The sequence below is a fragment of the Alteromonas lipotrueae genome (assembly GCF_019249215.1).
GTDB classification, from domain to species: domain Bacteria; phylum Pseudomonadota; class Gammaproteobacteria; order Enterobacterales; family Alteromonadaceae; genus Alteromonas; species Alteromonas lipotrueae.
Map to the genome: position 1 here is coordinate 18,392 of NZ_JAESDI010000012.1, position 19,791 is coordinate 38,182.

Annotated in this window: 20 protein-coding genes; 9 read left to right on the forward strand and 11 right to left on the reverse strand. The window is 42.6% G+C overall.

The genetic code is table 11. The features are described 5' to 3' along the window. Positions 1-81 precede the first annotated feature (81 nt). The 7 genes from JKP82_RS14965 to dusA all read right to left on the reverse strand — a co-directional run bounded on the left by JKP82_RS14965 (position 82) and on the right by dusA (position 5,200). On the reverse strand, positions 82-837 hold the full coding sequence (locus tag JKP82_RS14965) for a TIGR04219 family outer membrane beta-barrel protein (RefSeq protein ID WP_159533246.1): 756 nt from the start codon (positions 835-837) through the stop codon (positions 82-84). Between the two features lie 3 nt (positions 838-840). Continuing rightward, positions 841-1,833 (reverse strand): DUF2333 family protein, encoded by a 993-nt coding sequence (locus tag JKP82_RS14970; RefSeq protein ID WP_159533248.1) that lies wholly within the window; start codon positions 1,831-1,833, stop codon positions 841-843. Between the two features lie 157 nt (positions 1,834-1,990). Further along, positions 1,991-2,335 carry a hypothetical protein gene (locus JKP82_RS14975; protein WP_159533250.1) on the reverse strand — a complete coding sequence of 115 codons (345 nt, stop codon included), beginning with the start codon at positions 2,333-2,335 and terminating at the stop codon, positions 1,991-1,993. Continuing rightward, entirely contained in the window at positions 2,335-2,535 is a 201-nt protein-coding gene (locus tag JKP82_RS14980) for a PspC domain-containing protein (protein ID WP_013782645.1), read from the reverse strand. Before JKP82_RS14980 ends, JKP82_RS14975 begins: the two co-directional genes overlap by 1 nt. 89 nt (positions 2,536-2,624) lie before the next feature. Continuing rightward, positions 2,625-3,296: a phage shock protein PspA gene (gene pspA / locus JKP82_RS14985; protein WP_159533252.1), complete on the reverse strand. Its 672-nt coding sequence runs from the start codon at positions 3,294-3,296 to the stop codon at positions 2,625-2,627. A gap of 350 nt (positions 3,297-3,646) precedes the next feature. Next, complete coding sequence (locus tag JKP82_RS14990) at positions 3,647-3,928, reverse strand: hypothetical protein (RefSeq protein WP_159533254.1); 282 nt, start codon at positions 3,926-3,928, stop codon at positions 3,647-3,649. 228 nt (positions 3,929-4,156) lie between these two features. Further along, entirely contained in the window at positions 4,157-5,200 is a 1,044-nt protein-coding gene (gene dusA, locus JKP82_RS14995) for a tRNA dihydrouridine(20/20a) synthase DusA (protein WP_159533256.1), read from the reverse strand. 329 nt (positions 5,201-5,529) lie between these two features. On the opposite strand from dusA, the gene JKP82_RS15000 reads away from it, so the two are divergent. From JKP82_RS15000 to JKP82_RS15015, 4 genes are read left to right on the forward strand one after another with little or no spacing between them, the layout of a single operon-like run. Continuing rightward, positions 5,530-6,066, forward strand: a complete 537-nt coding sequence (locus JKP82_RS15000; protein WP_159533258.1) for a hypothetical protein — start codon at positions 5,530-5,532, stop codon at positions 6,064-6,066. A gap of 6 nt (positions 6,067-6,072) precedes the next feature. After that, on the forward strand, positions 6,073-7,842 hold the full coding sequence (locus JKP82_RS15005) for an OmpA family protein (protein WP_159533260.1): 1,770 nt from the start codon (positions 6,073-6,075) through the stop codon (positions 7,840-7,842). Beyond that, positions 7,839-8,324, forward strand: coding sequence for a Rab family GTPase (locus JKP82_RS15010; protein WP_159533262.1), 486 nt, complete (start codon positions 7,839-7,841; stop codon positions 8,322-8,324). The genes JKP82_RS15005 and JKP82_RS15010 overlap by 4 nt, the downstream gene beginning before the upstream one ends. 9 nt (positions 8,325-8,333) lie before the next feature. Next, positions 8,334-10,439, forward strand: coding sequence for a sensor domain-containing protein (locus JKP82_RS15015; RefSeq protein WP_159533264.1), 2,106 nt, complete (start codon positions 8,334-8,336; stop codon positions 10,437-10,439). Positions 10,440-10,494: 55 nt separating this feature from the next. Here the strand turns inward: JKP82_RS15015 and fghA are convergent, their stop codons facing one another. Next, on the reverse strand, positions 10,495-11,337 hold the full coding sequence (gene fghA / locus JKP82_RS15020; RefSeq protein WP_218397659.1) for an S-formylglutathione hydrolase: 843 nt from the start codon (positions 11,335-11,337) through the stop codon (positions 10,495-10,497). A 124-nt stretch (positions 11,338-11,461) separates the two neighbouring features. Here fghA and yihG (JKP82_RS15025) point away from each other — a divergent pair, with 124 nt between their 5' ends. The 3 genes from yihG (JKP82_RS15025) to JKP82_RS15035 are packed head-to-tail and all read left to right on the forward strand — an operon-like array spanning position 11,462 to position 14,555. Continuing rightward, positions 11,462-12,376: a 1-acylglycerol-3-phosphate O-acyltransferase, YihG family gene (gene yihG, locus JKP82_RS15025; protein ID WP_159533268.1), complete on the forward strand. Its 915-nt coding sequence runs from the start codon at positions 11,462-11,464 to the stop codon at positions 12,374-12,376. Beyond that, complete coding sequence (yihG, locus tag JKP82_RS15030; RefSeq protein WP_159533270.1) at positions 12,373-13,266, forward strand: 1-acylglycerol-3-phosphate O-acyltransferase, YihG family; 894 nt, start codon at positions 12,373-12,375, stop codon at positions 13,264-13,266. Before yihG (JKP82_RS15025) ends, yihG (JKP82_RS15030) begins: the two co-directional genes overlap by 4 nt. A 2-nt stretch (positions 13,267-13,268) precedes the next feature. Further along, positions 13,269-14,555 (forward strand): mechanosensitive ion channel family protein, encoded by a 1,287-nt coding sequence (locus tag JKP82_RS15035; RefSeq protein ID WP_159533272.1) that lies wholly within the window; start codon positions 13,269-13,271, stop codon positions 14,553-14,555. 78 nt (positions 14,556-14,633) lie between these two features. Here JKP82_RS15035 and JKP82_RS15040 read toward each other — a convergent pair whose 3' ends face one another. Then, positions 14,634-14,825: a hypothetical protein gene (locus JKP82_RS15040; RefSeq protein ID WP_013782633.1), complete on the reverse strand. Its 192-nt coding sequence runs from the start codon at positions 14,823-14,825 to the stop codon at positions 14,634-14,636. Positions 14,826-15,187: 362 nt separating this feature from the next. On the opposite strand from JKP82_RS15040, the gene JKP82_RS15045 reads away from it, so the two are divergent. After that, a complete protein-coding gene (locus JKP82_RS15045; RefSeq protein WP_159533274.1) occupies positions 15,188-15,988 on the forward strand; it encodes a DUF2884 family protein in 801 nt (266 codons plus the stop codon). Between the two features lie 293 nt (positions 15,989-16,281). Continuing rightward, complete coding sequence (locus JKP82_RS15050; protein WP_218397660.1) at positions 16,282-17,112, forward strand: NAD-dependent epimerase/dehydratase family protein; 831 nt, start codon at positions 16,282-16,284, stop codon at positions 17,110-17,112. A 156-nt stretch (positions 17,113-17,268) separates the two neighbouring features. Here JKP82_RS15050 and JKP82_RS15055 read toward each other — a convergent pair whose 3' ends face one another. Together JKP82_RS15055 and JKP82_RS15060 are read right to left on the reverse strand one after the other, a co-directional pair. After that, entirely contained in the window at positions 17,269-18,690 is a 1,422-nt protein-coding gene (locus JKP82_RS15055) for a sodium-dependent transporter (protein ID WP_159533278.1), read from the reverse strand. Between the two features lie 207 nt (positions 18,691-18,897). Continuing rightward, positions 18,898-19,707 (reverse strand): SDR family NAD(P)-dependent oxidoreductase, encoded by an 810-nt coding sequence (locus tag JKP82_RS15060; RefSeq protein WP_218397662.1) that lies wholly within the window; start codon positions 19,705-19,707, stop codon positions 18,898-18,900. Between the last annotated feature and the right edge of the window lie 84 nt (positions 19,708-19,791).

A 19,791-nucleotide genomic window follows, 5' to 3' on the forward strand; every position in this document is an offset into this window, starting at 1 on the left:
CTAGCGCAACGGTACAGACATGAAAAAACAAAAAAACGACGCATGTCGGTTTTTTGTTTAATAGCTAGATGTTGGCAACAATTAGAAGTGGACTTCTAACCCTGCAAACGCGCCATCAAATTCCATGTCTGCGTAGATATCGTCTAGATCTTCAATATCCATTGTCACTTTGCGATAGCCCACCTGAAGGGTCATATCAACCGCGATACTTTCGATAAACGAGTAAGTCACTGCCACTTGATAATCACTCAGTTCATGATCGTCAAACGACAAATAGCTACCTTCAGCATAAGCCGCTAAGCCCGTAAACGGCAAGCCAACTTGTACTTTGGAATACACCATTGGTATCACACCAGAAAAATCACCTGAGCCCTGTGTGTCGCTAGCGGTATCGTAAACTGAGAACGCGCCGTCAATATACTTAGCATTCAAGCCCACATCGAAACTAATTAGGTCGTTGTCGAACAGTTCGTAATACAAAATAATGTCAGTCGCATCTAACTCAACAATAGTATCTACTTGGCTCTCTGCGGTGTACAGATCACCATCGAAGGTAAAGTTAGTATTTAGCGTAGTCGTGCCCGAGTTATCAAGGGTGGTATGCCCTATCTTAACGTTAGGCACAAATGGCAACGGGTGCTCAAATGCAACGTATAACGCGGTATTTGTTTCATCATCAAAATTAAAATCAGCGGTAGACGAACTATCGGCAAAACCACCACTGGTATCCGTTTGCCAAACTTGTGCACCTGCGTACACCCCTGCAATTGTGTCTGCATGTGAAGATGCGGAGAAAAGAGCACAACCTACTAAGGTTGCCAAAAGACACTTTTTCATTTGTTATCCTTGACTGAGAAGTTCTGAAAGTTCAATTAAAGCAGCGTTAGCGCGAGAAATATAGTTCGCCATCACTAAAGAATGGTTAGCCAGCATACCAAAGCCACTGCCATTTAGAATAACAGGACTGAACACAGACTGCTGAGTTGCTTCAAGCTCACGAATTATCTGCTGTAAGCTAACCAACGCGTTTTTATCTTCTAATACATCGTAAAATTCAACTTCTACCGCTTTAAGAAAGTGTAGTAGCGCCCATGTCGCGCCGCGCGCTTCATGAAAATTATTGTCTAGCTTGAACCAACTGGTTTTAACCGTGCGCTGCTGCGCTACCGATGTAGACCGCTTCGCTTTAGAATCGCCCGCTAAATCTGTATTAATTCTTGCAGAACCAACACTGGCACTTAAACGCTGAGAGTAGCTGCCTAAACGCTTTTCAACTTGCTTAAGCCACTCACGTAAATTATCAGCACGGGTATAAAATTGACTGTCGGAATTTTGCGGGTTCGCAAGCTGATCGCGATAAAGCTTTAGAAGTTCTATGCCGTCTCGGTAACTAGACTCAGACGACGGAAACATCCAACTTTTATGATCCATGTTAAATTTAGGATGCGCTTTAGTGAGATAAGGGTTTTCTAACGATTGAGATTGCGAACGGCTAAAGTCTTTACGCATAGAAAGCGCAAGGTCACGAATCATTTCCAGCGCGCCAAATTCAAAAGAAGGCATATTGTCTAAGAAAACACCCGGCGGCATCACATCGTTCGACAGGTAACCGCCAGGTTTATCTAGCAAGGTTTCAGAGACATCAATCATGGTTGCAGTAAGCGTATAGCCAGCCACGTCTTCTGGATTAATATTTTGTGCTTGCTGTGCCACCCGCTTTTTAACGTCATAGGCGTCTGGTGCCATGCTCCAATACAAACCTATTAACCAAAAAATCAGAAACAACACTGCAATGACAAGGGCTACTCGTTTTGTGCTAATTGATTTTCTCATATCAATGCCAACCTTCCTTTCAAATGACACAAAGCCGGACTTAACCGGCAATGTATAACTAATTATAAATACGCGAGAATTACTAAACCTTTATGACGGTTGCAGTTATATCACCATTTAACGGCCTAATAACACAACTTAAATAAACTTATAATCATCATACAGGACGATTTAGGTGTTGATCGCGCTTGGATTTGTCCTTAAATGCATAGATAAGTATAGCAAGAACGACGATTGGCCAAAACGCGCCAATGCCTGCAGCAAGTAACGCCAAGAACACCGCGCCTACAGCCAACAATAGCGTGCCAAGAACACTGACTGCTACGACAAAACCCACTACTGCTAAAAGAACCCCTATGACAGATAGCGCAGCAAGGTTTTCCCAAGGGCTAAGTAATTCATCTGACATTACGATATGCATACCAAACCAATCGTCAATGACACTGCCTAAACAATTGACCAGAATCACAGCTAACACAATGGCGATAAGAAAATTTTTCATTACACTGCCCTTGGTAATAGCATGACTGCTGCGAAATAAGAAACCACGGCGATAGCTGGCATAAAGATAAGCGCCGTTGCTGCACCTACGCGAACCCAAATGGGATCTACCTCTAAGTGTCGTGCAACACCCGCGCAAACACCTGAAATAACCGCGCTGTCTAAATCTCTATAAATACGTTTTTGTGATGGCATTTTCATTTTCATTTCCTCAAATTCATTTCAGATTTGCTTAGGGTTGTACGGTGAGAGTGCGCAGGTAATAACCTACGCCACGCTCTACTCGATATTTATGCGACCTTCTGCTTCTTCAGAGCTGCGAGTTCATTCTCTATCGTTTCATCTGCTTCTAGGGCGTCGAACTCAGCGGCCAACGAGGTAGCATTGCTGCTGTCTTTCGTTAGGTCATACGCATCAACCTGCGCTTCTAATGAGTCGATGCGCTGTTCGTAATGCTCAAAACGCATCATGGCATCATCAATTTTATTACTGTTATCTACACTTTTTACTTTAAGGCGCGTTTCTAACGTTTGTTTGCGGCTAACAAGCGATTTTTGCTTTTGCTTTGCTTCACTTAGCTTGCTATTTAAACGCCCTGTATCAACTTGAATCTTCTCGATAATTTCAGCTAGCTGTACCTGCTGCTGCTCTAACTGGTTGAGCTTGGCAACATACTTCTGCTTTTCTACCAAAGCGGCTTTAGCCAACCCTTCTTTGTCGTTATTCATGGCAAGCTGTGCTTTGTCCTGCCAACCATTGATATCCTTTTCTGCTGACGCCATATGCCGAGCTAAGGTTTTCTGGTCGGCTAAGTAACGTGCTGCATCAGTGCGTACTTCAACCAAGGTCTCTTCCATTTCTTGGATAATAAGACGGATGATTTTTTCTGGATCTTCAGCCTTATCTAACATGGCATTTAAGTTTGCTTGCACGATGTCGTTTATTCTTGAAAACATACCCATTGTTATTGCTCCGTTTCAGTGTGATTAATAACGTAGACTAGGCAGTAGCCATACTACGGTTGGCGATTAACTATGCTGACGCCAATCTTGTCGCTTACATCTCTTTGCTTACTATATTCATTACAATTGGCGTGCCAAATAAGTAAGCAACTGTTTTATATAAATAAATCGTAAACTTATAATTTACTAATGCATCGCACCATCCATATAAACTAACTATTTAGTAAATTTAACCACTTACATTTCGTCAATTTAACCACTTATAAAATCAGCGCTACGTTCTAAATTTAAGGCAAAAAAAACGACCTTATTAGGTCGCTTTTCATAAATAGGGTAAAACCGGTGATGGCTTACTCAGCACGGGGGTTCGCTTCTTCAATATCGGCAGTTGATGCCGCTGCGATATCGGTAACCTGTACTTTACCTGTTGTAGCTTCACCTTCTAATTCAAAGTGGTAAGCCGTATTCGCCACCGTTTGATACACATTTGCTTTTACTTCATTGGTCGTGATACTCACGGCGTGATCAACCATATTCGTCAATATTGACTGAAGGATTGATTCTTGCGCATTGGCGCCAGCGCTAAATAAAGTGATAGAAACGATTGATGCTGCTAAAAGTGAAGTTTTCATAATTTCCCTTGATGGTAATCACTGCAACAGCACTTCGCTATTGCTTTGATTAATAGATAGCTAAACTCGTGCCATCTAGAAAAATTATAGGTAAATAATTGAATTTAATTGAGATATTAGAACGTACCACGTCCGCGACATTTCGACCAAATTTCGTACAACACCAAGGTTTAGTCAAATTCATTAAGTAGATTAGTGTATTTGACCACTCGGTGCCTGACCACTCATTTAGGAAATATTATTCGCCGCCTTTTGCGCATTGTAGTCATTGATTTCTTGCTGTGCTGACTCAACAGCTTCAAGCGCATTCATTAATAAATGAGGATCCGGAGACTTTCCGGTACCATTTTGGCTTAAATAACGACGCCAAATTCGCCCACCAGCTTGTCCTTGATACAAACCGAGCATATGTCTAGCCACATGCCAGGGCTTAAAGTAAGGATCGTCTTGCCGCGCAATACATAGCTCTATGTATTGCTGCATGTTAAGTACTACATCACGACGGCTAATAGGCTGCACCGAATTGTCGCCAAAAATCTCGGCATCAACACTAGACAGAATGTAGGGGTTGGCATAAACCTCTCTGCCCATCATCACGCCATCAACGTATTTCAACTGTTCTTGAGTATCGGCTAACGTTTTAACACCGCCATTAATACTAATAGAAAGCCCAGGATGAGCCTCTTTTAGCATATGCACTCTAGGGTAATTCAGCGGTGGAATATCTCTGTTCTCTTTTGGGCTTAGCCCTTGTAGCCAAGCTTTGCGCGCGTGAACAATAAAGGTATCGCAACCAGCGTTGGCGACGATGTCAACAAAACGGGCGAAGTCTTCATACTCATCCATGTCGTCGATACCAATCCGGCATTTCACCGTAACAGGAATATCTACAACCGCTTGCATGGCCTTAACGTTCTCAGCCACCACTTCTGGCTGAGCCATTAAGCAAGCACCAAAGCTGCCGTTTTTCACCCTATCAGAAGGACAGCCCACATTGATGTTAACTTCGTCGTAACCCCGATCCTGCGCAAGTACCGCACATTTAGCCATATGCTCTGGGTTGCTGCCACCAAGCTGCAGCGCTACAGGGTGTTCTTCTTGGTTAAATCCAAGGTAGTCGCCTTTGCCATAAATAATCGCCCCTGTAGTTACCATTTCGGTATAAAGCAAAGAATGCTTTGACAGCAACCGAAGAAAATAACGGCAATGGCGATCGGTCCAATCCAGCATTGGCGCGATAGAGAATTTACGATTTAGCGGAGCGAAAGACAAAAAGTCACCTCAATATTATATAGATAAGTAGCGTTTCCTTGTTTTAAAGACTAATACTTAAGTCTATAAACACTTCGCTGAATGACATTATTTTACTACTGTAACGGTAAAGGTTAAAGCTCATCGGTCATATTAGCGGCGTGCGTTGGCGCGAAAGTAAAAAACACATTTAGAACTAATGTGTTATTTCCAATCTCGCCTTTACGCGTTATGGTAGGAAAATGAATAAAAAACATCCTATTTTTCAATTTAATGGGCTTATCTGATACGCCCATTTCAGAGGTTTGATGTGAACGCAGTTATGTTTATGCCTAAGGGAGATTTTTTGCATGGCAAATAAACCATCTAAAAACGTGGAAGCCAAAGCCGACGTTACACAAGCGGGTGATGAGCTTACTCAGTTGAGAGAGATACTTTTTGGTCAAACTAATCGAGCATTCAAGGCAGATTTAGCCAGCTTAGAATCTCGCATAAATGACAACTTTGCGACCTTAAATAACCAGTTAGAAGTTCAGTTCAACGACATTAGAAAGCTCATCGATAACCAAGTTCAAGATTTATCACATCGACTTGAAGGGGCGAATAGCTCAAACAGCAATGTACAGAATCAACTTCAAGCCACTACAGATAAATTACAATCAGAACTTGAAATAGCCGAAACCTCTGCCAAAAACGATAACGATGCCCTAGAAGCACATGTAGTGAAAGAACTAGATGCTTTAGAAAGTGTATTTAGTAAACGTCATCAAGAGCTACTCGCGCGTCTGCAGCAGGTGACAAGTGAACTATCAGAAACGAAAACTGATAGAAAAACGCTGGCGAACTTGCTTTCCACTATGGCTTCGAACTTAGCGACTGACCAGTAGCCATTAATGGAAGACAACGGGCTTTCTCCTGAGTCAAAAGATAATTCTCTAGATCAAATCAGAGCGTTAATACTTGGCCGGGACGACAAATATATACAAGAAATCGTAAAACGCGATGCCAAAGAAGTGGTAGGCGGTATTGTTTCTGAAGCATTACATGAAAGAGAAAATAAAGACGGCTCGGTGAATAAAGTGCTGGTGCCGCTGGTTGAAAAATCACTGCATCGCTCAATTGAAGCAAACAGCGATAAAATCGTAGGGACACTATACCCTCTTGTCGGCACCTTAGTTCGCAAAGCGGTATCGTCATTTTTAGTCGATTTTGTAGAAAGAACCAACGCACTTATCGAAAACAGCCTTAGCCCTAAAAGCGTTTCGTGGCGTTTTAAAGCGTGGCAATCTGGTGTTAGGTATTCTGATTACGTTGCTTCTCAAGTCTATCAATACCAAGTTCAGCAGCTTTTTGTCATTCACCGAGAAACCGGTACGCTGCTACATACCATTTCCTCTGATCCTGAACGCAGCAAAGACGCAGATCTTATTTCATCCATGCTGGTTGCTATCAATGATTTTGTTGCTGATGCATTTCAGTCGCAAGAGTATGAGACCGAAAACGAATTAGGTGAAATTAAAACTGGCGACTTCACACTGCTTATAAAAATAGGTCCACAGGCCATTTTAGTTGCCGCGGTCGTCGGTAGTGTTCCACCGGATATTAGAAGCCGACTACAGCAAGCATTAGAAGAATTCCACCAGTTCTACCAGGTGCCATTGCAGGAGTATCAGGGCGACAGCACACCTTTTGCGGGTTGCGAAACGTTGCTGAATGACTGTTTAATTAGCGCGAAAAAAGAGGAAGCGAAAGGTAAGAAAAAAAGACTCATCGGTGGTGGTGTTATCGGCATCGTACTGCTGCTTTTAGCTTATCTTGCATTTTTACGAATAGATTTGTCGATACTGCAAAGCACGATAAGAGATTTATCTCCCCCAGCTGGCGTTGTGCTTACTGACACGGCCGTAAAAGATGGAAAGGTGCAAGTCCGCTTACTGCGCGATCCTCATATGCAATCATCTCTCTCATGGTTAGAAAGCCAAGAAATTAACACTAGCAAAGTGATTATTCACGAAGCGCCGTTTGTGTCGCTACAAAAAAATGTAGTTATCGACAAAGTATCATCCTTAGTCGTAACCATTAACGGACTGACAGCCATTTATGATGAAAATGATGCATTATTTCTGAGCGGCTCAATGACAATTGATGCATTACGTGCATTCACACGTGAACTTCGTGCAATACCCGGTATTTCTCAATTGAAACCTAATCTTTCTGGCATCGATATTGTTGATGAGGTGCGTGCCAATACTGAAGAACTTGATAACGCGGTAATCAACGACCTTGTGGCGAGAATTTCTTCTACGCATTTACCGTTTGCAATTGCGCAAGAGAACCTTGATTCTGAGCAATTGGAAGTATTAGAGCGCTTAGGCCAAGAGTTGTATCAGTTGCAGCTACTTGCGAAGCAGCTTAATCTGTCAGTTGCTGTCTTTATTTTGGGCGCAAGTGATAATTCGGGTAGCCCTTCACGCAATCTTGCTTTAAGCAAATTAAGAGCTAACAACGTGAAAGAAGCGCTGCTACCCATGAAGGTTGACCCTAGCATTCTTTTTCCAATAGGGCTTGGCCAGTTATCTTTAAGTGAGGGTTCAATGGGACGAACTGTATTTTTAAATGTTTTGCTATCTGACCCAAAGACATCAGAGGTAAATACACAGTGATTCAAAAAAAGGTATGTATCTTAGGTCCTACCGGTGTTGGGAAAACGAGCCTTGTTAAACAATTTGTCGAAAGTATTTTCTCTGAAAAATATAAAACGACAATCGGTGTGAAAATCGATAAAAAACAAGTTAACAAAGATGGCCGAGGGGTCCAGTTGCTGCTTTGGGATCTTGAAGGTATCGATAGATACTGCGGTTTCAATCCACGCTATTTACGTGGCGCAAGTGCCTATATCATCGTGGTCGATCAAACCCGCTCGCAGTCGTTATTAGAAGGTATAGAAATCCTAGAAATGGCTAGAGAACATTATCCTGATATTCCTGCTTTCTTCGTGGTCAATAAAACCGACCTCCCTTCAAGCTGGCACTGGAGTGAAGAAGAACTTGATTCCTATGCAAAGAAGTTTACATCACTAACTAAAACCAGTGCAAAGACCGGCGAGAATGTCGAAAATCTCTTCAGTACAATTGCGTTTTGGTAGGAGCAACGTATGGATATACACCTTCTTAATGCGCTAGGAATTACAGACTGCGCTATCTTTAAAAGCACAACGAGCCTTCAATGCCTAACGCCTGATGTTTCGTGGCTACATAAGATCGCCACCCTCGATGAAGATAACAAGGTTAATCCAGATACCTTTTCCTCCATTTTTCTAGACGACTTTATGACGGATGCCAATGATATTTGGCAAAATGACAGCGTATTTACCCTATCTTCAGGTTTTTGGACTGAAGAAGACGAGAACGAGTCCCTCCATTTAGAAGCACTCGCGATTAATAGCGGCGAAGGTGAGCATTTCTTAGTTATAAAGAATGTCGAAAGCCAATACGAAGAAAAACAAAAAACCCTACAAGCCGCACGAGAGCTACTTTTAAGCCATCACGAAATAGTAGGTCAGCACGAATACATCCGCCAGCGTCTAGATAAAACACTACTTAAAAACAAAAATTATGAAAAGCTAGTCCCCCCGATAAAACAAGCTATCCACCACCTAGAAACTGGGGTAGTTATTTTAAATAAAGACCGTGAAACGGTGTTAGACAATAAATCTGCTAGGCAGCTGCTTTCCTGTAGCCGATCAAATGATAGTGCCAATAGGCTTGAACACTTACTTGAAGATGTCAGCGTTCCAGACACCTTCCTCCCAACACTCATTGAAAAACGTTCAGCATGGCAAGGGGAGCTTTATTGGAAGCCTACCGATAATTATGAAATATGGTTACAAGTGACCATTCACCCGGTTATTCATGATAATGAACTCACCCACTGGGTATATCTTCTTACCGATATCAGTCACATTCGAAATAAAGAAGAAAGCGTACTATCTGCCACAGGAATGGACTCTTTAACCAAAATTGCAAACCGCAATTTTTTCAATAGCTATGTTCAGAAGTTGGTTCAAGAGGACGTTAAATTTGCTCTGTTTATTATAGATATACGAGAGTTTAAGAAAATTAACGAAAAGCTTGGCTATCATTCAGGTGATGAGATACTCAAGTCTTTTGCATCAAGATTACAAGGATTTGTTGGCAACAGCGGGTTTATTGCCAGAATAGGGAGTAACGAATTTGCCATTGTAAAACGCACCGATACCTTCAGTGGCGTTAACCCATTAGACTATGCGCAAGCTATGAAGAAGAAGCTGGTTAATACCTATACTTCACTTCATGGTGCCGAATCCAATCTTGGCATTAACATTGGCATCGCGAGTTATCCCGAACATGGAGATCAAGCGAATGTACTACTGCGTCATGCAGATATCGCGCTCCAAATTGCGAAGTTTCAAGGTAAAAACGTTATTCTTGAATACAGCGAAATGTTGCATCGCCAACATCAGAGTATGTCTGAGTTAGAGAGTAAACTTCGCACCGCCATTGAAAACAAGCAATTAGCGCTTTTCTTACAACCTATCGTTGATTTAGAAACCGGTAAAATTGTTAAGTGCGAAGCATTAGCGCGGTGGAAGACAGAAGACGGAAGCTACATTCCACCAGATGTTTTTATTCCAATTGCAGAACGTACAGAGCTGATATTCCCATTTGGTGAATGGTTAGTAGAAGAAGCTTGTAATGCTATCGATAAGCTTACAGAGGCTAATTTAGATATTCGTTTGGCGATTAATATCTCTGGCCGACAAGTTACCGATCTTGTGCTGCTTCATCAAATACAATCATCCTTAAAGCGCCGAGCCATCGACCCAAGGCATTTATCGATAGAACTCACCGAGAGTGTGTTCATCGACAGTTTAGACACTGTCTCCGTGTTGCTGAACGAACTTAGAGCCATGGGCATTACCATCTCAATTGATGACTTTGGAACTGGCTTCAGCTCTTTGGTTTACCTTAAAAAGCTGCCTATTGATGAACTCAAAATAGACCGTTCTTTTGTGAGCGATTTAGAAGCGAATACCGACGACCAGGCTATTATTCAAGCTATTCTGGGTTTGGCTAAAAATTTAAATATTAGCATTATCGCGGAGGGGGTTGAGACGCAAGATCAACAGGCGTTTTTGGTGAATAACGCGTGTACTTATGCCCAAGGTTATTACTTTGACAGACCCATGTCGATTGGCGACTTCGTAGAAAAGCTGCGTTAGAAAGCTGCACGTTATCAGGCAACTAACTAACGCATGTAAAATGGGGCACTGTCGCTTAAATAAGGCCTAGATGCCCAGCATGAAACTCTAGGTGCTCATCAATAAACGACGCTATAAAAAAGTAACTGTGATCGTAACCTTCATGCATGTTCAGCGTTAATTGTGTATCTGTTTGCTGAGCCGCTTGCACAAGTGCCAGTGGTTTTAATTGCTCTGACAGAAATTCATCGCTATTACCCTGCTCAACCAATAATGGAATTGCGTGGTTCTTATTAGCAATAATCTTTGCAGCATCGTATTCATCCCAGGCTGATTTCTCATCACCTAAATACTGACCCAATGCCTTTTGGCCCCATGGGCAATCAGAAGGGTTCGCCACTGGGCTAAACGCAGAAACAGATACATAGCGATTTGGATTACGTAAACCAGCGATTAGCGCGCCATGGCCGCCCATTGAGTGACCGCTAATTGCGCGCTCTTTTGTCACAGGGAAGTGTTGCTCAACAACACTAGGCAATTCATCGGTGACGTAGCTATACATTTGATAATGCTCATTCCATGGCGCTTGTGTTGCATCCACATAAAAACCAGCACCTAGCCCAAAATCATAAGCGCCATTTTCGTCATCAGGAACACCATCACCGCGAGGGCTGGTATCTGGCGCAACAATCGCCATTCCTAGCTCTGCTGCTAGTTTCATCGCCCCTGCTTTTTGCATAAAGTTTTGGTCGTTACAAGTAAGCCCAGACAGCCAGTATAAAACCGGCACTGGTTTTTCAGCGGAGGCAAACGGTGGTAAATAAATTGCAAATGTCATACTGCAATTGGTGCTCTTTGCATCGTGACTGTAGCGTAAATGCCTACCGCCAAATGCACGATTTTCACTAATAAGCTCCATAATGACTCCTGTACACTAATAAATTTAGAAAAATAACCACTTTGCTGTAGCAAACAGTAAAGGGTCTATCGGATTTTAAATCAAGTTCGTTTACACTAAGTGCCTAATTTTTGAGGTAAGTACGATGATAAGAAGCCTAATGCATCATCTGGTTGGCACCATTTCAGTAATTTTTTATTTTTTAAATACAGTTTTATGGGCAACGCCCATCATTATTTTGTCTTTTTTCAAACTTATTCCGCTTGCGCCTTGGAGACGATTTATATCGTATATCTTGGACGCGTGCGCAACCGCATGGATTACGATTAATAATCTTAATCAACGAGTGAGTAGTAGAACAAAATGGGATGTTACCGGCCTTGATCAACTTACCCGCAAAGACTGGTATTTAGTGATTGCCAACCATCAATCTTGGGTCGATATCTTAGTTTTACAACGTGTATTCAACCGAAAAATCCCATTTTTAAAGTTCTTCCTTAAAAAGGAACTTATTTACGTCCCTATCTTAGGCCTCGCCTGGTGGGCTCTCGATTTTCCCTTTATGCGTCGATACTCAAAATCTTTCTTGGCGAAGAACCCACACCTGAAAGGCAAAGACATGGAAACTACTCGCAAAGCATGCGAAAAGTTTCGTACCAAGCCGGTAAGTATTATGAACTTTGTGGAAGGAACACGCTTTACCCAAGAAAAACACGACCGACAGAACTCACCGTTTAGCCACCTGCTGAAACCTAAAGCGGGCGGCGTAGCGTTTGTGCTTTCAGCGATGGGCTCTCAGTTGCACAAGCTCATTGACGTAACGATTGATTACCCTGGCGGCGTTCCCTCATTTTGGGATTTCGTCAGCGGGAAGGTACGTGATATTCGCGTCAGTATAAAAGTAACCCCCATCACGGATATTACCGAAAATGGCTACTTTAATGATAATTACTTTGACGATCCACAAGTAAGAAGCCAATTTCAGCGTTGGTTAAATAGCCGCTGGCAAGATAAAAATGACCAATTAGAATCGATTAACGCAACTCAGAAGCCACTATGATCCGTACCTTGTTTTCTCCTGTAACTTTCGTTGTCCACACGGCGCTTCAAGTAGCCAACCTTGCGCTATGGGGAGGGCTGATCATCTTGTTCGGCGTCATTAAACTGATACTCCCTTCAGGTAAAGTTACCGAAGCGTGGAATAGCGTCATGCACGCTTGCTTGTTTAGTTTTGGACGGGTAAGCGTATTGCTTATTCGCCTCTTTAACAATGTAAACATTGAGTGTGCGGTTCATGGTGAATTGTCGAAAGATAGATGGTATTTGATTATCGCCAACCATCTTAGTTACCTTGATATTGTGCTACTTATTGAATTTGCGACTCATCGTATACCTGCGCCAAAGTTCTTTCTCAAAAAGGAATTAATTTGGCTTCCTTTTGTAGGATTAGGTGCTTGGGCCTTAGATATGCCTTTTATGCACAGATACACTAAGGCCTATTTAGAAAAGTACCCAGAGAAAAAAGGCAAAGATTTGGAAACAACAAGAGCATCTTGTGAAAAATTTCGTACGGTGCCCACCACTGTCATCAACTTTGTTGAAGGCACACGATTTACCACACAAAAACACCATCAGAAGCAAAGCCCTTATGAAACCTTGCTTCCACCTAAAGCGGGAGGCGTTTCCTTTACACTGGCTGCAATGGGTGAGTTGTTTACTAATGTGCTCGATATTTCTTTGCTATATCCAGAAAATAAGCGCCACCCAATGATGGCTATGCTAAGTGGCACAATGACCAAAATCATAATCGATGTTAATGTGATGCCTGTGCCAGCACTTCAGCAACACTCTTCAATGAGTGAACCTGAGTTTCGCACCACTTTCCAAGATTGGTTAAATGCCATGTGGAAAAATAAAGATAGCCGTATCAAACGTCTTTTGGAGTCGTAATTGTGGAAGTAAGTTCGACTGTACGTGATAGCTTCATGCATTTAGTGAAGGATTTCTTTCCATCACTGACTATGCACGACCCGCTATATAATGCGCTAGCATTGGGCACCATATTGACGATAGCGATTGTCATTTATATATTTGCAAGGTTGATTGTTCGCCCTGAAATAGCGAGATGGGTATCGAAGACCACCAACATTTGGGATAACGCATTACAAGAACATGGCTTCTTCCGCCGTCTTATGCATTTATTCCCTGCTCTTTTTATATTTCTTGCCACTCCAGTACTTATTGAAGAAGCCTCTGTGCTGTACGGCTTATTAATAAAAAGCGCGTTGTTGTATATGCTTTACAGTGGACTGTTGGGTATTTACGCCATTTTGAGTACGGTGGAAGATGTATACAACGCCTCTGCATTATCTAAACGTGCACCTATTACTGGCTTTATTCAAGTCACCAAGCTTGGCTTTGCCATTCTTACCATTTTGTTCAGCATCTCGTTAATTGTAGATAAAAGCCCCTTACTCTTAGTGTCTGGCTTAACGGCTATTGCCGCCGTACTGCTATTAATTTTCCGCGATACCATATTGGGCTTTGTGGCAGGTATTCAAATTGCGGCTAACCGCATGTTTAACACCGGTGATTGGATCACCATGCAAAAATACGAAGTAGATGGTGAAATTAAAGAAATAGGTTTAACCAACGTAAAAGTGCAGAACTGGGATAAAACCATTTCAACTCTGCCTACCTATAATTTGACTACCGAGGCAGTTAAGAACTGGCGAGGCATGCAAGAATCTGGTGGCCGAAGAATAAAGCGCTCGGTGTATATCGATGTTCATTCTATTAAATTGTGTGACAACGAAATGTTAGAACGCTTCTCAAAAATTCGCTATATCAGTGAGTATATAGAGAAGAAAACAAATGAACTGCGTGCTTACCACAGAGACTATTCTATTGATGAATCTGACTTATTAAATAGCCGCAAATTAACCAACATTGGTACCTTCAGAGCTTATCTTGAGTCTTATTTGCGTAAACACCCTAGTGTGAACCAGGAAATGACCTTGATGGTGCGCCAACTGCCACCTAACGAAATTGGCCTGCCACTGGAGCTATATTGTTTTAGTATTGAGAAAGACTGGGTGAAATACGAAAAGGTTCAAGCGGATATATTTGACCATGTGATGGCCATGTTATCTTTGTTTGACCTCGTTGCTTACCAGCGTGACGGCCACTTAGGTTACTTATCCAGTGCAATGGAAATAAGCCAGAGCGAACAAGACTAGTTCTTGCAGTGACCAAAAAATGTAAACGATAGACATAAAAAAACCGGCTTAAGCCGGTTTTTTTATGTCTATCATTACTTAAGCCAACGCATAACCCATTAGCAAGCAAACCACTAGCCCAGACACGCCAAAGAAACCATACTCGATTTTTTCTTGCATGCCTTTTGCGCCAGTTTCAGCTGTCATGAAACCCATTACGATGCTGCTAAGCCCCAGAGTGAAGGCAATTAGCGCAACACCAAATACAATTGCGTTAATCCAATCAGTCATTCTCTAAACCCTTTAATTTTTCTGGCATTATTATGCACGAAATCAATCTGGATGAACATGCCTCAAAAAACATTAAATGCAAGTAATGTGCTCTTTTCCTCACCCCTTTGATCTTAGTCAAAAATGCTAAATAGTTAAGCTAATTGCTAACTTTTCGTAAATAGTCAATGTCACATCCTTTCTATAAAACCTTAAGACATTGAAATAAATGTATTTATTAAAATGGCACTGAGGTTGCAATAACAATAACTAGTGTAACAACTAGTGCAATCACTAGGCTATAAAACAGCGTGACCACAACACAGAGTTCATAACACTAGACGGTCTTCGCGACAGCATCATGGTTAATAGGATTTCAGAAAATGAAAATTAAACAATTACTTCCACTCGCCTTAGTATCTTCATCTTTACTTAGCGTGCCAGCGTTTGCTTTTGAGACTAGCTGCGACATCGAATTAGATGGCCATCTTCAATACCACCAGGGCCTAATTACTGTCGACATGCAAAACGGTTCTACCATGTCGATTGATGACACTTACCATTTGGTGATTAACGGTGAGAGTGTGACGTTGAACAACGAACAACAACAATGGGTCAATACCTATTACGACCGTATCGATACTGCTATTCCCATGACTCTTAACATCGCAAGTGAAGGGTTAGAGATTGCCAGTGTTGCCGTTTCTGAAGTATTCGGTGAACTGCTTGGCGGCGATAATGAGCTTACTGAAGATTTCGACACCATGTTCACTTCGCTTAACGAAAAGTTAGCAACGTCTTTTTACGACGACAACGGCAATATCAAAGTGGATACAGCTAAGTTTGACGAGCCAGGCTTTTTCGACGAAAGCTGGGAAGACGAATTTGAAGCGCAATTCGAGTCGCTCATAACTGAATCAATGGGCCGTATTTTGATTGCTGTGGGCACCCAAATGCTATGGAACGGCGGCGATATGGAAGCCTTCGAGGAAAAAATGGAACGCTTTGGTGAGACTATTGAACACCGTGTTGAATCACAGGCCGCAGCACTTGAAGAAAAAGGCGATGCCCTATGTGAAGTGTTGCAAGAAGCTAATTATGCCGAAAACAAAATGCAAGCCAGCATTCCTGGGTTAGGTGGCTTAGACTTAATTGATATGCGCAGTGGCGAAATGAAAATGTAATTGTGTTTTTATTCGTGCAGTGACTGCCCCCACTACATTCAAACCACGTTCAATTTACATTTAATAACCTTACAACGCTAGCTTTCCCGCTAGCGTTTTTTTATAACCAAATTGATTTTAATAGCTTTTCTCCCTCATCGGTTAGCGCTTTGCACCTTATCCTCAGAACTATGCACCTAACACCCAGCATTTGTGTACCTGGTATTTACCACACAGAACCAATCCGTTTTGCGCCTTACCGCGTATTTTTGATACTTTTACTTTCACCCTCTTTTTCTCATCTAGAAGACGTTATGAATAATAAGCTAGTTATCTGCGGTTACGGTTGGCTTGGTGGCTACCTAGGCGAAGCCATGTCAGCTACCCATGCAATTATTGCTACCACGCGAAGCAAAGAAAAAGCGTTGAAAATAAGCGATAAGCACATTAAAGGCTTGGTTTTTAGTTTGGGTGACGACACCACCGCACTATGTAAAGAACTTAACGATGCAACACTTGTGCTAAACATTCCACCTGGCCGTCGTAATACCCAGTTAGATGACTTCACCAATAACATGCTTGCTCTTATTGATAATGCAATGGCGGCCAGAGTAGCTCGTATTATTTTCATGAGTACCACCTCGGTATACGGCGATAATAGAAGTGATGTGTTGAATGAACACGCCAGCACCCAGCCTGAAACCGCATCGGCAAAAGCGCATGTTGCCATAGAGCAGCACGTGTTAAAATTAAAAACGAATGCCAAGGTAGACGCTAAAATAGTACGCCTTGCTGGGTTAACAGGCCCAGATCGCCACCCTGTAAATTCCTTAAGCGGAAGAAGCCTGAATGCGGGCAATAAACGAATTAACTTAGTACATGTTCATGATGTTATTGCCGCGTTAAAGGCACTGATTTTGGCCGAAACTAGCAAGGGTGACAGCACCGATTTATATCATTTATGTAGTTTACAACACCCGAAAAGAGGCGATTACTATACCCAAGCGGCACTGAAAAAAGGCATACCGGCTCCCACCTTTAGTGAGTCAGAGTTGGCCCCTACGGGTAAGGCGATTGATGCAAAAGCGAGTTGGAATTTACTGGGAATACTTCCTGACTATGCCAACCCTGATGACATGATTTAGTTAAATAGGATGTTGTGAAGGACATTCATTTATAAAAAGTGCAGTTTTATAAAAAGAGCAGGCTTATAAATAAAGTACAGAATTACAAATAGATAAGGCGCTCACATTTGAGCGCCTTATCGTTGGTATCTCTATTACAACAAGTTTAGTAAGCGACTAGCCAAACAGGCTAACGCCGAAGTATTTAACCGCCACGGTATTGATGAAAATAACTAACAAGATGGCAGGGATAAACGTTTTAAGCGATACATCGACATACTTTTCAAACCATCCACCGCGATAGCCTGAACTCCCCTCTTCAAGGGATGCGTTGAAGTTTGCACTTTTCCAACGATAAATAACAAAGATACAAATCAAGAAGCCGTTTAATGGCAAAATAGTCTCGTAAAATACGTCAATAATAACGTCGAACAGCGACTTATCTACACCCGCGTAGCTGGCGAACTGCGTAAGTGCATCAACTTTACCAAATGACAAAGTACACAGTACCGCTAGTACAAGCATCACGCTACCAAGTGACGCTAACGCCCACTTCCTGCTTACCCCTTTCTCGTCCATTAGCGCCGCTACTGGCACTTCAAAAATAGACACTAAAGACGTGATGGCAGCAAAGAACACTAATAAGAAGAACAGGCTTGCCACGATAGACGCCCCCACATACCCAATAGAGCTTTGCAGCGCTAAAAATATATTAGGTAAATAGGTGAAAATCATACTCACCGATGACTCACTAAGTTCATCAGGATTAATATCAGGGTTGAAAGAGAATATCGCAGGTAGAATCATTAAGCCTGCAGTGAAGGCCACTGCGGTATCTGTTATTGCCACTAACTTTGCCGACGTAGGCACATCCGCTCTCTTGTCGATATAACTGCCGTAGGTAATCAAAATCCCCATACCTAACGAGAGGGAGAAAAACGCTTGTGCGAGCGCACCATTCACCACACTTGCTGTCAGCTTTGAGAAGTCAGGAATGATATAAAACTTCACCCCTGCCATAGCATTCTCGCGGGTGAGTACGAACAACACTAAGCCAATTAACATAACAAAAAGGGCTGGCATCAGCAGCTTAGCTGCTTTTTCAATCCCCTCTTTAACACCGCCTTGCAGAATGAGATAGACCACACCAACAACCACGGCCATATAAGCGAAAATAGACGATGAATTAATAAATAACCCAAAGGTATCTGGGTTAGCTAAGGTGTCTAAATTACCGCTGACGGTTTCAAAAAGATAACCGAAAATCCACACCGTTATCACCATGTAGAACACGGCAATCATAAATGGCGTAGCAATGGCTAACCAACCGGCGATTTTCCACTTTGCTGAATTGCCACTGATTGCGCTGTATGCGCCTAATGGATCCTTTTTGGCATGACGCCCCACTGACATTTCCGCTAACATCACAGGTAAGCAAATAGCGAATACAAAAATGGCATACATCAATAAAAATGCACCACCTCCATTTTTTGCTGCGCCAACAGGAAAACCCACTAGGTTACCAATACCTACTGCCGATCCTGCCGCTGCTAGAATAAAACCTATGCGCGATCCGAACTGTTCTCTGGCCCCGCTCATATCCCTTCCTCTTGTTGAGTTTATTTTTATGTTTTCTGGGATGGCGATAACTTATGATTATTTCATCGTGCTAATGGCGTCGACTACGTCGTATTGCTCGCCTTTTTTAAGCGAGTCAAAACACTGCACCATTCCCTAAAATGCATGGTAACAGCAGTGTAATAAAAAGTCTTGATATTGGGCTTACAGAAAGCGGCAATTGGCGTATCACCAAGTTACCACCTTACCGTCCCAGTCAATGAAGTGGCAGCTTTCGTCGCGATTTGAATGCCGAGAAGCGCTCAGTGTCGACAAATGGGTAAGCAGTTGTTTAGCGGTAAATTCCGGTGTGAATAGCTTATTTGCTTTTACGTTTTTCTGAAATGGCGCTGATAAACCAGTATCGACAGTGCCTGGGTGGTAACAGATTAAAAGTGGATCTTTTAGTCGCCGTGTATACTCTACCGAGGCTGATTTTACCAACATATTAAGCGCGGCTTTTGAAGCTCGATATCCATACCAGCCCCCCAGTTTATTATCTGAAATACTGCCCACCCGCGCGCTTATGCATACAATAGACGGGCTCTCTTTCACCATCACAGTCACCAAGTACTTCATCCATAAAGCGGGCATCGTACTATTGATTGCAAAGTAGGTTGCTAGCGCTTCTTCACTGATATCTTCCAGCCGCTTTTCCGGGCGGAGCCCCAACGTTTCGTTATTGAGCACACCTGTGGCGACAATCGCTAACTTCACGCGCAGACCTTTGGTTTTTAAGTCTTTAACAAACGCCTCTATATTGCGTTCATTGTGTTCCGGCAAGCTAAATGCCGTTACATTATCAGGCCAAGTGGCGTCTCTATAACCAGTGCGGCTAAGCGCGATTACCTTATTGGGATTATCACCTTCATGGGCCTCAGCGCTTGCCAATAGATGAACCAGTGCCTTACCGATCCCTCCTGACGCCCCTATCACAAGAGTGACCGTATTAGCGCTCTGCTCAGCAGTATTTTGCTCAGTTTTGGGGTTATCTGCCACTGTCGCCACCTTTGCCTTTTGTGCTTTCGGTATTCGTAATATGTTCCGCCCCAGCGGAGCTTCTAGTATTCGCCGTGCTGGGTA

Coding starts and splice junctions, on each gene's coding strand:
- JKP82_RS14965 (WP_159533246.1), bottom strand. CDS start 837: ATGAAAAAGTGTCTTTTGGCAACCTTAGTAGGTTGTGCTCTTTTCTCC.
- JKP82_RS14970 (WP_159533248.1), bottom strand. CDS start 1,833: ATGAGAAAATCAATTAGCACAAAACGAGTAGCCCTTGTCATTGCAGTG.
- JKP82_RS14975 (WP_159533250.1), bottom strand. CDS start 2,335: ATGAAAAATTTTCTTATCGCCATTGTGTTAGCTGTGATTCTGGTCAAT.
- JKP82_RS14980 (WP_013782645.1), bottom strand. CDS start 2,535: ATGAAAATGCCATCACAAAAACGTATTTATAGAGATTTAGACAGCGCG.
- pspA (WP_159533252.1), bottom strand. CDS start 3,296: ATGGGTATGTTTTCAAGAATAAACGACATCGTGCAAGCAAACTTAAAT.
- JKP82_RS14990 (WP_159533254.1), bottom strand. CDS start 3,928: ATGAAAACTTCACTTTTAGCAGCATCAATCGTTTCTATCACTTTATTT.
- JKP82_RS15000 (WP_159533258.1), top strand. CDS start 5,530: ATGGCAAATAAACCATCTAAAAACGTGGAAGCCAAAGCCGACGTTACA.
- JKP82_RS15005 (WP_159533260.1), top strand. CDS start 6,073: ATGGAAGACAACGGGCTTTCTCCTGAGTCAAAAGATAATTCTCTAGAT.
- JKP82_RS15015 (WP_159533264.1), top strand. CDS start 8,334: ATGGATATACACCTTCTTAATGCGCTAGGAATTACAGACTGCGCTATC.
- fghA (WP_218397659.1), bottom strand. CDS start 11,337: ATGGAGCTTATTAGTGAAAATCGTGCATTTGGCGGTAGGCATTTACGC.
- yihG (WP_159533268.1), top strand. CDS start 11,462: ATGATAAGAAGCCTAATGCATCATCTGGTTGGCACCATTTCAGTAATT.
- yihG (WP_159533270.1), top strand. CDS start 12,373: ATGATCCGTACCTTGTTTTCTCCTGTAACTTTCGTTGTCCACACGGCG.
- JKP82_RS15040 (WP_013782633.1), bottom strand. CDS start 14,825: ATGACTGATTGGATTAACGCAATTGTATTTGGTGTTGCGCTAATTGCC.
- JKP82_RS15045 (WP_159533274.1), top strand. CDS start 15,188: ATGAAAATTAAACAATTACTTCCACTCGCCTTAGTATCTTCATCTTTA.
- JKP82_RS15050 (WP_218397660.1), top strand. CDS start 16,282: ATGAATAATAAGCTAGTTATCTGCGGTTACGGTTGGCTTGGTGGCTAC.
- JKP82_RS15055 (WP_159533278.1), bottom strand. CDS start 18,690: ATGAGCGGGGCCAGAGAACAGTTCGGATCGCGCATAGGTTTTATTCTA.